The following is a 17,727-nucleotide window of genomic DNA, read 5'->3' as shown; positions in this document are numbered from 1 at the left end:
TAGGATGGCACCCAGAAGGTCAATAGTTTGGCATAAAGTTAATAGCGAAAGAATATAGCCAAATTATTGACGAAAACACGCGTCAAACTTGTTTCGCAAATTTTTAAAGTACGTCCAGACTGAATCGGCGCCCATGCCGTCAGGTCCATGGAAGTCAACTGAACGTGACACCCGGAGAGTCTTCAATGAGCAGTGTTGTTGCCATCGTCAAAAGCATTGTCGGTCAGGTATTCGTGGTGTCCCCAGAGGGCGTGCGTCGCGTACTCGTTGAAGGCGATCGCCTGTTCGTTGGCGACCAGATCGACACCGGCCTCTCCGGCGCCGTGTCACTTGAATTGGCTGATGGCCGCACCCTCGATCTGGGTCGCGAAACCCAGTGGAGCGCCACCGCGCCCGACTCCAGCAAGGACCTGGCTGAGGCCACCGCGCAGGCTGCGCCGTCGGTAGCAGAACTGCAGCAAGCCATCGCCGCCGGTGTCGACCCGACTACCGCCCTCGATGCCACCGCTGCCGGCCCGAGCGCCGCAGGCACTGGCGGTGCCGCCGGTGGCGGTCACAGTTTCGTGATGCTCGACGCCACCGCTGGCCGCGTTGACCCGACCATTGGTTTCCCGACCGCAGGCATCAATGCTGCCGGTCAAACCGCGCAAAACATCACCGGCGGCCAGACCACCGATACCACCACCAACGCCCTGCGTGAGTCGACCCTGAGCCTCAGCGCCACGCCGACCATCACCGAAGCCGGCGGCGTGCTGGTGTACACCGCAACCCTGACCCAGGCGCCGCTGACCGACCTGACCATCACCCTGTCCAACGGCGTGGTGATCGTGATTACAGCCGGCTCCACCACGGGCACCGTCAACGTGCCGCTGGCGCCGAACGACACCGTTTATAACGACCCGACCCAGATCGACGTGACCGTCACCGGCACCACCGGCGGCAATGGCATCACCGTGACGCCGCCGACCACTCCGGCCACGACCCAGGTCACCGACACCATCGACACCACCACCGTCACCCTGACGGCGGGGCCGAGTGTCACCGAAGGCGGGCAGATCACTTACACCGCAACGCTGACCAACCCGGCGCAAACCCCGGTGACCGTCACCCTGTCGAACGGCTCGACCATCACCATCGGCGCCGGCCAGACCACGGGCACCGTCAACGTGCCGACCCCGGCCAACGACGTCTATAACAATGGCAGCACCGTCACCACCACCATCACCGGTGCCAGCGGCGGCAACTTCGAAAACCTGGTCCCAAACACGACGCCAGCGGTGACTACCATCACCGACTCGATCGACACCACTAACCTGACCCTGACCGCCACCGGCACAGTGGTCGAGGGTGGCCAGATCACCTACACCGCAACGCTGACCAACCCGGCGCAAACCCCGGTGACCGTCACCCTGTCGAACGGTTCGACCATTACCATTGAAGCCGGCCAGACCACGGGCACCGTCAACGTGCCGACCGCGGCCAATGACGTTTACAACAATGGCGGCACCGTCAGCACCACCATTACCGGCGCTACTGGCGGCAATTTTGAAAGCCTGGTGCCGAACACTACGCCGGCGACCACCACGGTCACCGATTCGATCGACACCACCAGCGTCAGCCTCACCGCCACCGGCACAGTCGTTGAAGGCGGCCAGATCACTTACACCGCGACGCTGAGCAACGCCGCGCAAACTCCGGTGACGATCACTCTGTCGAACGGTTCGACCATCACCATTGAAGCCGGCAAGACCACGGGCTCGGTCAACGTGCCAACCGCGGCCAACGACGTTTACAACAATGGCAGTACCGTCAGCACCACCATCACTGGCGCTACCGGTGGCAACTTCGAAAACCTGGTGCCGAACACGACGCCAGCGACCACCACCATTACCGACTCGATCGACGACACCAACCTGTCGCTGACAGCGACCGGGACTGTGGCCGAAGGTGGTTCGATTGTTTACACCGCGACCCTGACCAACCCGGCCGGCACACCAGTCTCCGTGACCTTGAGCAATGGTTCGGTGATCACCATCGAGGCGGGCAAGACCACCGGCACCGTGACCGTTCCGGCGCCAGCCGATGACGTCTATAAAGACGCCGGCAAAGTTGAAGTGACTATCAAGGACGCTTCCGGCGGCAACTTCGAGAACCTGGTGCCGAGCACCGTTCCAGCCGTGACCGAAGTCACCGACACCATCGACACCTCGACCGTTAAATTGACGGCCGACACCTCCGTCGCTGAAGGCGGCACCGTCACTTACACCGCCACTGTCGGCGCGCCGGTGACCGGCTCGCCTGTCATCGTGACCCTGGCCAACGGTCAGAGCATTACCATCGAAGTCGGCAAAACAACCGGCACCGTGACCACCACCGCGCCTAACGATGCGCTGACCGGCAATGCGCCGCTGACCAACTCGATCACTGGGGTTTCGGGCGGTAATTACGAAGATCTGGTTGCCGACAAGACTCCGGTTTCAACCAGCGTTACCGATGTTGCCGACACCACCAACCTGTCGCTCAGCGCCACCGGTTCTGTGGCTGAAGGCGGCCAGATCACTTACGCCGCGACCCTGACCAACGCCGCAGGTTCGCCTGTCACCGTAACCCTGTCGAACGGTTCGGTGATCACCATCGAAGCCGGCAAAACCACCGGCACCGTGACCGTCGCCGCACCAGCCGATGACGTCTACAAAGACGCCGGCAAAGTCGAAGTCACGATCAAGGACGCCAGCGGCGGCAACTTCGAGAACCTCGTTCCGAGCACCGCTCCGGCCGTCACCGACGTAACCGATACCGTCGACACCACCACGGTCAAACTGACCGCCACCGAGTCGACGGCTGAAGGTGGCACCGTCACTTACACCGCGACTATTGGCGCTCCGGTGACCGGTTCACCAGTTGTGGTGACCCTGGCCAACGGTCAAAACATCACTATCGAAGTGGGTAAAACCACCGGCACAGTGACCACCACGGCACCGAATGACGCGTTGACCGGCCATGCACCGATCACCAACGCGATCACGGGCGTGAGCGGCGGCAATTACGAAGATCTCGTCGCCGACAAAACCCCGGTCAGCACCACTGTGACTGACACCACTGACACCACCGACCTGATACTGAGTGCGACCGGCACCGTGGCTGAAGGCGGCCAGATCACCTACACCGCGACCCTGACCAATGCCGCAGGCTCGCCCGTCACCGTGACCCTGTCGAACGGTTCGGTGATCACCATTGAAGCCGGTAAAACCAGCGGTACCGTGACCGTCGCAGCCCCAGCCGATGACGTCTACAAGGACGCCGGCAAAGTCGAAGTGACCATCAAGGACGCCACCGGCGGCAACTTCGAGAACCTCGTTCCGAGCACCGCCCCAGCCGTCACCGACGTCACTGACACCATCGACACTTCGACGGTGAAACTGACCGCGACCGAAACCGCAGCTGAAGGCGGCACCGTCACTTACACCGCGACCTTCGGCGCGCCAGTCACCGGCTCGCCGGTCATCGTGACCCTGGCCAACGGTCAGACCATCACCATCGCCGTCGGCCAGACCACCGGCACCGCGACTGCCACCGCACCGAACGATGCGCTGACCGGTCATGCTCCACTGACCAACTCAATCACCGAGGTCAGCGGCGGCAATTACGAAAATCTGGTCGCTGACAAAACCCCGGTCAGCACCACCGTGACCGACACCACCGACACCACCAACCTGACGCTCAGCGCCACCGGTACCGTGGCTGAAGGCGGCTCGATCGTTTACACCGCGACCCTGACCAACGCAGCAGGCTCGCCCGTCACCGTGACCCTGAGCAATGGCTCGGTAATCACCATCGAAGCGGGCAAAACCACCGGCACCGTGACCGTCGCTGCACCTGCCGATGACGTCTATAAGGACGCCGGCAAAGTCGAAGTCACCATCAAGGACGCCACCGGCGGCGACTTCGAGAACCTGGTGCCAAGCACCGTTGCAGCCGTGACCGACGTCACTGACACCATCGACACCTCGACGGTGAAGCTGACTGCCACCGAAACTGCTGCTGAAGGTGGCACCGTCACCTACACCGCCACTGTTGGCGCGCCAGTGACCGGCTCGCCAGTCGTAGTCACCCTGGCTAACGGCCAAAGCATCACCATCGCTGTCGGCCAAACCACCGGCACCGTGTCGACCACCGCACCGAACGACGTGCTCGCCGGCCATGCACCACTGACCAACGCAATCACCAACGTCAGCGGCGGCAACTACGAAAACCTGGTCGCCGATAAAACCCCGGTCAGCACCACCGTGACCGACACCGTCGACACCACCACCGTTTCGCTGACCGCCACCGGCAACGTCAACGAAGGCGGTTCGATCGTTTACACCGCAACCCTGACCAATCCGGCCGGCACGCCGGTGACCGTGACCCTGAGCAACGGTTCGACCATCACCATCGACGCCGGCAAGACCACCGGTACCGTGACCGTCCCAGCCCCGGCCGATGACGTCTACAAAGACGCCGGCAAAGTCGAAGTGACCATCAAGGGCACCGACGGCGGCAACTTCGAAAATCTGGTGGCCAATCCGACGCCAGCGGTGACCAATGTTGCCGACACCATCAACACCACGCACCTGACCCTCAGCGCCGAAAGCTATGTGCTTGAAGGCACGTCGATCACCTACACCGCGACCCTGACCAACGCCGCGCAAACGCCGGTGACCGTCAACCTGAGCAACGGCCAGACCATCACCATCGAGGCTGGCAAAACCAGCGGTTCGGTGACCATCGCCGCGCCGAGCGACGACGTCTACAAAGACGTCAGCAAGCTCACCGTGACCATGACCGATGCGACTGGCGGCAACTTCGAGAAGCTTGATGTCAGCAAGACCCCGGTCAGCACCACCGTCAATGACACCATCGACAAAACCACGCTGACCCTCAGCGCCAGCGACACCGTCAGCGAAGGTGGCCAGATCACCTACACCGCGACCCTGAGCAACCCGGCCGGCACCGCTATGACCGTGACCCTGGCCAACGGCGCGGTGATCAACATCGCCGCCGGCGCCACCAGCGGTTCGGTGAACTTCGCTGCGCCTGCCAATACGCCGTACATCGACGGCGGCAAGGTACAGACTGCGATCGCCAGCCACAGTGGCGGCAACTTCGAACAGGTCGATGCCAACCGTTCCGCGGTGGTCACCACCGTGACCGACACCGTCGACACCACCAATATCAGCCTGAGCGCCACCGGCTCGGTTGCCGAGGGCGGCTCGATCGTCTACACCGCGAGCCTGACCAACCCGGCAGGCACGGCGATGACCGTGACCCTGAGCAACGGCGCGGTGATCAACATCGCCAAGGGCGCGACCACCGGCACCGCGACCGTCGCAGCACCGGCCGATGACGTCTACAAGGACGCTGGCAAGGTCGATGCGAGCATCACCAAGACCACCGGCGGCAACTTCGAGAACCTGGTGGTCGACAAGACTCCAGCGGTCACCGACGTGACCGACACCATCGACAACAGCACCGTTTCGCTGACCGCTACCGCCAGCACCACTGAAGGCGGCGTGGTGGTTTACACCGCCTCCGTAACCGCTCCAGTCACCGGCGCGCCGGTTGTGGTGACTCTGTCCAACGGCCAGACCATCACCATTCCGGTCGGCGCCAGCAGCGGCAGTGTCAACTTCACCGCACCGAACGATGCCCTCGCTGGCGGCAACACGCTGAGCGTGAAAATCGACGGCGCCAGCGGCGGCAACTACGAAAACCTTGTGGCCGACAAAACTCCGGCCGTGACGTCGGTGACCGACACCGTCGACACCACCAACCTGTCGCTGAGTGCGACTGGCACCGTGGCTGAGGGTGGTTCGATTGTTTACACCGCGACCCTGACCAACCCGGCTGGCACGCCAGTCACCGTGACATTGAGCAACGGCTCGGTGATCACCATCGAGGCCGGCAAAACCACTGGCACGGTGACCGTTGCGGCGCCTGCCGATGACGTCTACAAGGACGCCGGCAAAGTCGAAGTCACGATCAAGGACGCCACAGGCGGCAACTTCGAAAACCTGGTGCCAAGCACCACGCCAGCCGTGACCGAGGTGACTGACACCATCGACACCTCGACCGTGAAGCTGACGGCCGACACCACTGTCGCTGAAGGTGGCACTGTCACTTACACCGCCACTGTCGGCGCGCCGGTCACCGGTTCGCCTGTCGTGGTCACTCTGGCTAACGGCCAGAGCATCATCATTGAAGTCGGCAAAACCACTGGCACCGTGACGTTCACTGCGCCGAACGATGCGCTGACCGGTCAGGCGTCGCTGGGTAATTCGATCACTGGTGTCAGCGGCGGCAACTACGAGAACCTCGTGGCCGACAAGACTCCGGTGTCGACCAAAGTTACTGACACCGTCGACACCACCGATCTGTCCCTCAGCGCCACCAATTCGGTGGCCGAGGGCGGTTCGATCATCTACACGGCGACCCTCACCAACCCGGCCGGTACGCCGGTGACCGTGACCCTGAGCAACGGCTCGGTGATCACCATTGAAGCGGGCAAGACCACCGGCACCGTCACCGTTGCGGCGCCTGCCGATGACGTCTACAAAGACGCCGGCAAAGTCGAAGTGACAATCAAAGATGCAACCGGCGGCAACTTCGAGAATCTGGTGCCGAGCACTGTTCCGGCCGTGACCGAAGTCACCGACACCATCGACACCAGCACCGTCAAACTGACCGCCACCGAGTCTGCGGCTGAAGGTGGCACCGTCACTTACACCGCCACCGTCGGTGCACCAGTCACCGGCTCGCCTGTCGTCGTGACCTTGGCCAACGGTCAGAACATCACCATCGAAATCGGCAAAACCACCGGCACCGTCACCACCACCGCACCGAATGATGCGTTGAACGGCCACACCCCGCTGACCAATGCGATCACTGGCGTTTCCGGCGGTAATTACGAAAACCTCGTCGCCGATAAAACTCCGGTCAGCACCACCGTGACCGACACCGTCGACACCACCGATTTGACGCTGACCGCGACTGGCACCGTGGCTGAAGGCGGTTCGATTGTTTACACCGCGACCCTGACCAACCCGGCCGGCACGCCGGTGACCGTGACCCTGAGCAACGGCTCGGTGATCACCATCGAAGCGGGCAAAACCACTGGCACCGTGTCAGTTCCTGCGCCCGCCGATGACGTCTACAAAGACGCCGGCAAAGTCGAAGTGACCATCAAGGACGCCACCGGCGGCGATTTCGAGAACCTCGTTCCGAGCACCACGCCAGCCGTTACCGACGTCACTGATACCATCGACACTTCGACGGTCAAACTGACCGCCACCGAGTCAGCGACTGAAGGTGGCACCGTCACCTACACCGCCACTGTCGGTGCACCTGTGACCGGTTCGCCAGTTGTCGTGACCCTGGCCAACGGTCAGAACATCACCATCGAAGTGGGTAAAACCACCGGCACCGTGACCACCACCGCACCAAACGATGCGTTAACCGGCCATGCGCCGCTGACCAACTCGATCACTGGCGTAACCGGCGGCAACTACGAAAACCTCGTAGCCGACAAAACCCCGGTCAGCACCAACGTGACTGATACCGTCGACACCACCAACCTGTCGCTGAGCGCCACCGGTTCGGTGAACGAAGGCGGCCAGATCACCTACACCGCAACCCTGACCAACGCGGCTGGCTCGCCAGTCACCGTGACCCTGAGCAACGGCTCGGTGATCACCATCGACGCCGGCAAAACCACCGGCACCGTGACTGTCGACGCACCTAAAGATGACGTCTACAAAGACGCCGGCACCGTTGAAGCGACCATCAAAGGCGCGACCGGTGGCGACTTCGAAAACCTCGTTACCAGCACGACCCCGGCCGTCACCACCGTCAACGACACCATCGACACCTCCACCGTGTCGCTGACCGCCACGGCGAACGTCGCCGAAGGCGAAACCGTGGTCTACACCGCGACCGTGACCGCGCCAGTGACTGGCTCGCCGGTTGTCGTGACCCTGTCCAACGGTCAGACCATCACCATCGCTGTCGGTGAAACCACCGGCTCGGTGAACTTCGTCGCGCCGAACAGCCCGTTGGCCGGCGGTAGCTCGCTGAGCGTGACCATCGACGGCGCCACTGGCGGCAACTACGAAAAACTCGCAGTCGACGGCAAATCCGCCGACACCGCGGTTTCGGACACCACCGACACCACCAACCTGAATCTGACCGCAACCGATTCGGTAGCAGAAGGCGGTTCGATCGTTTACACCGCGACCCTGACCAACCCGGCCGGCACCCCGGTAACCGTGACCCTGAGCAACGGTTCGGTGATCACCATCGAGGCCGGCAAAACTACCGGCACCGTGACGGTTCCAGCGCCTGCCGATGACGTCTACAAAGACGCCGGCAAAGTCGAAGTGACAATCAAAGATGCAACCGGCGGCAACTTCGAGAATCTGGTGCCGAGCACCGCGCCGGCCGTGACCAACGTCACCGACACCATCGACACCACCACCGTCAAACTCACCGCGACCGAATCGGCGGCTGAGGGCGGCAGCGTGACTTACACCGCAACCGTCGGCGCGCCAGTGACCGGTTCGCCTGTGGTCGTGACCCTCGCTAACGGTCAGACCATCACCATCGGCGTCGGCCAGACCACCGGCACCGCGACCACCACCGCGCCGAACGATGCATTGACCGGCCACGCGCCGATCACCAATGCGATCACTGAGGTGAGCGGCGGCAACTACGAAAATCTGGTGGCCGACAAGACCCCGGTTTCAACCACGGTCACCGATACCGTCGACACCACTAACCTGTCGCTGAGCGCGACGGGTTCGGTTGCTGAAGGTGGCTCGATCATCTACACCGCAACGCTGACCAACGCGGCTGGCTCGCCAGTCACCGTGACCCTGTCCAACGGCGCCGTGATCACCATCGAGTCCGGCAAAACCACCGGCACCGTCACCGTCGCTGCGCCGGCGGATGACGTTTACAAAGATGCAGGCAAAGTCGAAGCAACCATTTCGACCGCGACCGGTGGCAACTTCGAAAACCTGGTGCCGAGCACCGTTCCGGCCGTGACCGAAGTCACCGACACCATCGACACCTCGACCGTCAAACTGACGGCCGATACCTCCGTGGCTGAAGGCGGCACCGTCACTTACACCGCCACTGTCGGCGCTCCAGTGACCGGCTCGCCTGTCGTGGTGACGCTGGCCAATGGTCAGAACATCACCATCGAAGTCGGTAAAACCACTGGCACCGTGACCTTCACCGCGCCGAACGATGCGCTGACCGGCCACGCACCGCTGACCAACGCGATTACCGGTGTTACCGGCGGTAATTACGAGAATCTGGTGGCCGACAAGACCCCGGTTTCGACCAGCGTCACTGACACTGTCGACACCACCAATCTATCGCTCAGTGCGACGGGATCGGTCGCTGAAGGTGGTTCGATCGTCTACACCGCGACATTGACCAACGCTGCCGGCTCGCCAGTCACCGTGACCCTGTCCAACGGTGCCGTGATCACCATCGAAGCCGGCAAAACCACTGGCACCGTGTCCGTTCCAGCGCCAGCCGATGACGTCTACAAAGACGCGGGCAAGGTTGAAGCGACGATCTCCACCGCTACCGGTGGCAACTTCGAAAACCTGGTGCCGAGCACTGTTCCGGCCGTGACCGAAGTCACCGATACCATCGACACCTCGACCGTCAAACTGACGGCAGATACATCGGTCGCTGAAGGCGGCACCGTCACTTACACCGCCACTGTAGGCGCGCCAGTAACCGGTTCGCCGGTTGTCGTGACCTTGGCCAACGGCCAGAACATCACCATCGAAGTTGGCAAAACCACCGGCACCGTGACCACCACCGCACCGAACGATGCGCTGACCGGTCAGGCGCCACTGACCAACTCGATCACCGGTGTAACCGGCGGCAACTACGAAAATCTGGTGGCCGACAAGACCCCGGTTTCAACCACGGTCACCGATACCGTCGACACCACTAACCTGTCGCTGAGCGCGACGGGGTCGGTTGCTGAAGGTGGTTCGATCATCTACACCGCAACGCTGACCAACGCGGCTGGCTCGCCAGTCACCGTGACCCTGTCCAACGGTGCCGTGATCACCATTGAGGCGGGTAAAACCACTGGCACCGTCACCGTCGCTGCGCCGGCGGATGACGTTTACAAAGATGCCGGCAAAGTCGAAGCAACCATTTCGACCGCGACTGGCGGCAACTTCGAGAACCTGGTTCCGAGCACTGTTCCGGCTGTGACCAACGTCACCGACACCATCGACACCACCACCGTCAAACTGACAGCGACAGAGTCGGCAGTAGAGGGTGGCAACGTCACCTACACCGCGACTGTCGGCGCGCCAGTCACCGGCTCGCCGGTTGTCGTAACCTTGGCCAACGGTCAGACGATCACCATCGGCGTCGGCCAGACCACCGGTACCGCGACCACCACGGCGCCAAACGACGCATTGACTGGCCACGCTCCGCTGACCAACGCGATCACCAACGTGACCGGCGGCAACTACGAAAACCTTGTTGCCGACAAGACACCGGTTTCGACCAACGTCACCGACACTGTTGACACGACCAACCTGTCGCTGAGCGCGACCGGCACCGTGGCTGAGGGTGGCTCGATTGTTTACACCGCGACGCTGACCAACGCGGCTGGTTCGCCAGTCACCGTGACCCTGTCGAACGGCGCGGTGATTACCATCGAAGCCGGCAAAACCACCGGTACCGTGACTGTTCCTGCGCCAGCCGATGACGTCTACAAAGACGCGGGCAAAGTCGAAGCGACGATTTCGACGGCAACGGGCGGCAACTTCGAGAACCTGGTGCCGAGCACGACGCCGGCTGTGACCAGCGTCACCGACACCATCGACACCACCACCGTGAAACTGACGGCCACCGAGTCGGCGGCTGAGGGTGGCAACGTCGTCTACACCGCAACCGTCGGCGCACCGGTAACCGGCTCGCCAGTTATCGTGAATTTGGCCAATGGTCAAACCATCACCATCGGTGTAGGCCAGACCACGGGCACCGCAACCACCGTAGCGCCAAACGATGCATTGACTGGCCACGCTCCGCTGACCAACTCGATCACCAACGTGACGGGCGGCAACTACGAGAACCTCGTGGCCGACAAAACCCCGGTCAGCACCAACGTGACTGACACCGTCGACACGACCAACCTGTCGTTGAGCGCGACCGGTTCTGTGGCTGAAGGCGGTTCGATTGTTTACACCGCTACGCTGACCAACGCCGCTGGTTCGCCAATGACCGTCACCCTGTCGAACGGCGCCGTGATCACCATCGACGCTGGCAAAACCAGCGGCACCGTGACCGTTCCAGCGCCAGCCGATGACGTCTACAAAGACGCCGGCAACGTGCAGGCGACGATCAGCAACGCCACCGGTGGCAACTTCGAAAATCTGATGCCGAGCACGACTCCGGCTATTACCAGCGTCACCGATACCATCGACACCACCACGGTGAAACTGACCGCGACCGCCACTGCCGCTGAAGGCGGTAACGTCGTCTACACCGCAACTGTCGGCGCGCCAGTGACGGGCTCGCCAGTCGTGGTCACCCTGTCGAACGGTCAGACCATCACCATCGGTGTTGGCCAGATCACCGGCACCGCGACCACTACCGCGCCAAACGATGCGTTGACCGGTCATGCACCGCTGACGAACGCGATCACCAATGTCAGCGGTGGTAACTACGAAAACCTTGTGGCTGACAAAACGCCAGTCAGCACCAACGTGACCGACACTGTCGACACCACCAATCTGTCGCTCAGCGCGACGGGTTCGGTTGCTGAAGGCGGTTCGATTGTTTACACCGCGACCCTGACCAACGCCGCTGGCTCGCCAGTCACCGTGACTCTGAGCAACGGCGCCGTGATCACCATCGACGCGGGTAAAACCACTGGCACCGTGACCGTTCCAGCGCCAGCCGATGACGTCTACAAAGACGCCGGTACCGTGCAGGCGACCATCAGCACCGCCACCGGTGGCAACTTCGAAAACCTCGTGCCGAGCACGACTCCGGCCGTAACCAGCGTCACCGACACGATCGACACGACCACCGTAAAACTCACTGCAACCACAACTGCAGCCGAGGGCGGCAACGTTGTCTACACCGCCACGGTCGGCGCGCCAGTCACCGGTTCGCCGGTTGTCGTGACCCTGGCCAACGGTCAGACCATCACCATTGGCGTCGGCCAGACTACGGGGACTGCGACCACTACCGCACCAAACGATGCATTGACCGGTCACGCTCCGCTGACCAACTCGATCACCAACGTCACTGGCGGCAACTACGAAAATCTCGTGGCCGACAAGACACCGGTTTCGACCAACGTCACTGACACCGTCGACACCACCAACCTGTCGCTGTCCGCGACCGGCACCGTGGCCGAAGGTGGCCAGATCACTTACACCGCGACCCTGACCAACGCCGCTGGCTCGCCAGTCACCGTAACCCTGAGCAACGGTTCGGTGATCACCATCGACGCCGGCAAAACCAGCGGCACCGTGACCGTTCCTGCACCAGCGGACGACGTCTACAAAGACGCCGGCACCGTGCAGGCCACGATCAGCAACGCCACCGGTGGCAACTTCGAAAATCTGGTGCCAAGCACGACTCCGGCTATCACCAGCGTCACCGACACCATCGACACCACTACCGTGAAGCTGACGGCAACGACCACTGCGGCAGAGGGCGGCAACGTCGTCTACACCGCGACCGTCGGTGCTCCGGTGACCGGTTCGCCTGTGGTTGTAACGCTGGCCAACGGTCAAACCATCACCATCGGTGTAGGCCAGACCACGGGCACCGCGACCACCACTGCGCCTAACGACGCATTGACCGGTCACGCGCCACTGACCAACGCGATCACCAACGTCAGCGGCGGTAACTACGAGAACCTGGTCGCCGACAAGACTCCGGTCAGCACCACTGTGACCGACACCGTCGACACCACCAACCTGTCGCTGTCCGCGACCGGCACCGTGGCCGAAGGTGGCCAGATCACTTACACCGCGACCCTGACCAACGCCGCTGGCTCGCCAGTCACCGTAACCCTGAGCAACGGTTCGGTGATCACCATCGACGCCGGCAAAACCAGCGGCACCGTGACCGTTCCTGCACCAGCGGACGACGTCTACAAAGACGCCGGCACCGTGCAGGCCACGATCAGCAACGCCACCGGTGGCAACTTCGAAAATCTGGTGCCAAGCACGACTCCGGCTATCACCAGCGTCACCGACACCATCGACACCACTACCGTGAAGCTGACGGCAACGACCACTGCGGCAGAGGGCGGCAACGTCGTCTACACCGCCACGGTCGGTGCTCCAGTGACTGGCTCGCCAGTTGTGGTAACGCTGGCCAACGGTCAGACCATCACCATCGGTGTTGGCCAGACCACCGGCACCGCGACCACCACTGCGCCTAACGACGCATTGACCGGTCACGCGCCGCTGACCAACTCGATCACCAACGTCACGGGCGGCAACTACGAAAACCTCGTGGCCGACAAAACCCCGGTCAGCACCACCGTGACCGACACCGTCGACACCACCAACCTGACGCTGTCCGCGACCGGCACCGTGGCCGAAGGTGGCCAGATCACTTACACCGCGACCCTGACCAACGCCGCTGGCTCGCCAGTGACCGTGACGCTGAGCAACGGCGCCGTGATCACCATCGACGCGGGTAAAACCACCGGCACCGTGACCGTTCCAGCGCCAGCCGATGACGTCTACAAAGACGCCGGCAACGTGCAGGCAACCATCACCGGTACCAGCGGCGGCAACTTCGAAAACCTCGTGACCAGCAACACGCCAGCCGTGACCAGCGTCACCGACACTATCGACACCACCACGGTCAGCATCACTGGCAGCAGTTCGGTGACCGAAGGCCAGACCGCCAGCTACACGGTCAGCCTGAACCACCCGGCGCAAACCGAAGTGACCCTGAAAATCGTCTACAGCGGCACTGCCGCCGACGGTTCGGATTTCACCGGCGTGTACACCGTGAAGATTCCGGCCGGTGCGAGCAGCGCGCAGTTCAACGTCGCGACCATCGATGACAAGATCACCGAAGGCACCGAGAACTTCGTGGTCAAGATCGATTCGGCCACCGGCGGCAACTTCGAGAACCTCGCGGTCAGCGCCACCAACGGCAGCGTCAGCACGTCGATCATCGACAACGATGCGCCGCCAGTCATCGACCTGGATGCCAACAATTCCAGCGGCGCCACCGGTGCCGACTACAAGGTGACCTTCACCGAAAACACCCCGGGCGCGGGCGTGTCGATTGCTGACACCGACATCAGCATCACCGACCCGGACAGCACCATGCTCACCGGTGCCACCGTGGTCCTGACCAACCGTCAGGACGGCGATGCGCTGAACCTGGGCAACAGCGTCAACGGCATCACCATCAATGCCAACAGCACCAACGGCACCGTGACCCTGACCTTGTCGGGTAACGCGACGCTGGCTGATTACATGCAGGCCATCAAGAACATCAGCTTCACCAACGGCAGCGAAAACCCGAGCACCGTACCGCGGATCATCACCGTGACCGTGACCGATGGCGGCAATTACTCCAACACCGCGACCACCACGGTCAACGTGGTGGCGGTCAACGACGCTCCGGTGGCTGCACCGAGCAATGTCACCGGCACCGAAGACACGCCGCTGGTACTCGGCTGGTCGACCTTCGGCGTCACCGACGTCGACAGCCCGGCCAGCAGCCTCGGCATCAAAATCACCCAGCTGCCGGGCGAAGGCAAACTGCAGTATCTGGACGGTTCGACCTGGAAAGACGTCGCCAACAACCAGACCTTCAGCAAGGCTGACATCGACGCGGGCAAGCTGCGCTTCCTGCCGGATGCCAACGAGTCGGGCGTCAACGGTTACGGCGGCACCGGCCTGGGCAACAATCAGGCGGACTACGCGCAGATCAAGTTCCAGCCAACCGACGGCCAACTGTTGGGTAACACCGGCACCGTGAAGATCGATGTCACTCCGGTGGCGGATGCGCCGACCGTGAGCGTCGCCGACAACAGCGTGAAGTCCACCGGCCTGATCAAGGAAGTCTGGACCGGCCTGTCGGGTCTGGGCACCAACGGCAACGGCGCGGATTCGACCACGTTGAAAAACGTCATCGACGGCGCCGGCACACCGAACACCAGCACTAACGTGAACAACGTCCAGTCCGACGGCAGCGTGACCGCCGGCACCGCGTCGAAGACTTCCGGCCTGATTTATCTGGAAGCCGGCAAGACCTACACCTTCAGCGGCATCGGCGATGACAGCCTGTTGGTCACCATTGGTGGCAAGAATGTGGCATCGACCACGTGGGGCGTGGGCGGCAACCTCAACGGTTCCTTCACCCCGACCACCAGCGGCTACTACACCCTGGACATCTACCACCACAACCAGAGCGGCCCGGGCAGCTACGACGTCAACCTGTCGGTCAACGGCAGTACGCCGATCGACCTGAGCAGCGCCGGCGTACCGATCTACACCGGCGTGAAGGATCTGGTGAATTCGGGCGTGACCGTCTCCGATCTGCACGGCACTAACGGCGAAGGCTATTACGACGGCTACAAACTCAACACCGGCGCCGAAGGCACCACGGTGAAACTGTCGGCGGTCACCACCGCCCTGACCGACACCGACGGCTCGGAAACCCTGAGCGTGAAGATCAGCGGCGCGCCAGTCGGCTCGGTGCTCAGCGATGGTGCGGGTCATACCTTTACTGTTACCGCCAGCAGCGGCGACGCCAACGTCACCGGCTGGAACCTCGGCAGCCTGACCGTAACGCCACCGCCGTACTACAACGGCCAGTTCAACCTGACCGTGACCTCGACCTCCACCGAGATGGTCGGCGGCTCGGCCAGCAGCACCGCGACCATTCCGGTCAGCGTGGTGCCGGCCGTCTACAACGCGGTCGTGGCGACCTCGGGCGATGACACCGTCACCGGCACCGATGGCAACGACATCATCGTCGCCGACATCGGTGGCCTGACCGTGGTCCCGGGCACCAACTACAACATCGCGTTCATGGTCGACAGCTCCGGCAGCATGAGCGCGTCGTCGCTCAACGCCGCCAAAGACTCTCTGACGTCGGTGTTCAACAGCCTCAAGCAGAGCCTGGGCGGCAGCAATTCGGGCACAGTGAACATTTTCCTCGTCGACTTCGATACCCAGGTCAACAAGTCGGTGTCGGTAAACCTCAACGACCCGAACGCGCTGACGCAACTTAAAGCGGTACTGGACTCGATGGCCTCCGGCGGCGGCACCAACTACGAGGACGTCTTCAAGACCACGGCCAACTGGTTCCAGAGCACGGAAGCGTTGGCCAACAGCGGCGCGAAGAACCTTACGTACTTCATCACCGATGGCCAGCCGACCTACTACCAGAGCGGCGAGCAGACCAACCCGACGCTGTACGGCAACGTGAAGCTCGACGATGTAGTGAAAACCAGCAACTACAAGCCGGGCGACACCTTCAGCACCTACATCGACAATACCCATGCGTTGACGATCAACAGCGCCGGCACCGTAACCCTGCAAACCTACAATTCGTGGTGGGGCTGGAGCAGCTCTAATCTGGGCACCATCCACGCGCAGGGCGACGGCACTTATGAGTTGTCGAGCCTGGCGGGTACCGGCAACAGCACTAACTCGTCGACGACCAGCAACTCGACCAGTGGTTTTGCCTTGCTCAGCGGTCTGTCGAGCGTCGAGGCTATCGGACTGAACAACGACGTCAGCCTCAACGATCTGAGACCTTACGATTCGGATAAAACACCGCAGACCAACATCGACCCAAAGGATCTGGCCAACTCGATCATCGGCCACACCGAAGCAACGATGCCGGGCAACGACACCGTCAGCGGTGGCGAGGGCAACGACATCCTCTTCGGCGATCTGGTCAGCTTCAACGGCATTGCCGGCGAGGGTTATCAGGCGATGCAGGCGTTCGTTGCCAAGGAAACCGGGGTCGACGTCAGCAAGGTCACCACCAGCAACGTGCACCAGTACATCACCGAGCACTATCAGGCGTTCGATGTGTCCGGTGCGCATGACGGTAACGACACGCTGTTGGGTGGCGCGGGCAATGACATCCTCTTCGGCTCGGGCGGCAACGACTGGCTCGATGGCGGCAAAGGCAATGACATCCTGCTCGGCGGTACCGGCAACGACACGCTGATCGGCGGTCAGGGCAACGACATCCTGATCGGTGGTTCGGGTGCCGACACCTTCGTCTGGAAAGCGGGCGACACCGGCAACGACGTGATCAAGGACTTCAAGGCCAGTGAAGGTGATCGTATCGATCTGCGCGATCTGCTGCAGGGCGAGACCGGTAGCACCATCGACAACTTCCTGAAGATCACCACGGTCGATGGCACGTCGTCGCTGCAGGTCAGTTCGGCGGGCAAGTTCAACTCGGGCGACGCCGCTGCTGCAACCCCGGACGTGACGATCAAACTGGAAGGCAACAACTGGTCGAGCGCCAACATTCATAACCTGATTGCTGGCAGCGATCCGACCATCAAGGTCGACCACAACAACAGCTGATGCGTGAACAAAACGGCCGCCCCATTTGGGGCGGCCGTCACGTTTGCGCCTACCGCGACGGTGACGATTACGTCGCCGCACCGCATACTCGCGTGCAGTTGGC

Annotated in this window: 1 protein-coding gene; it reads left to right on the top strand. The window is 62.3% G+C overall.

Translation table 11 applies throughout. The annotated features are described in order from the left end of the window. Window positions 1-185 precede the first annotated feature (185 nt). A complete protein-coding gene (locus PspR84_RS00770) occupies window positions 186-17,624 on the top strand; it encodes an immunoglobulin-like domain-containing protein (RefSeq protein WP_160054608.1) in 17,439 nt (5,812 codons plus the stop codon). Window positions 17,625-17,727 lie beyond the last annotated feature (103 nt).

The sequence above is a fragment of the Pseudomonas sp. R84 genome, assembly GCF_009834515.1.
Taxonomy (GTDB): domain Bacteria; phylum Pseudomonadota; class Gammaproteobacteria; order Pseudomonadales; family Pseudomonadaceae; genus Aquipseudomonas.
This window is presented reverse-complemented; position numbering and strand designations above follow the sequence as displayed.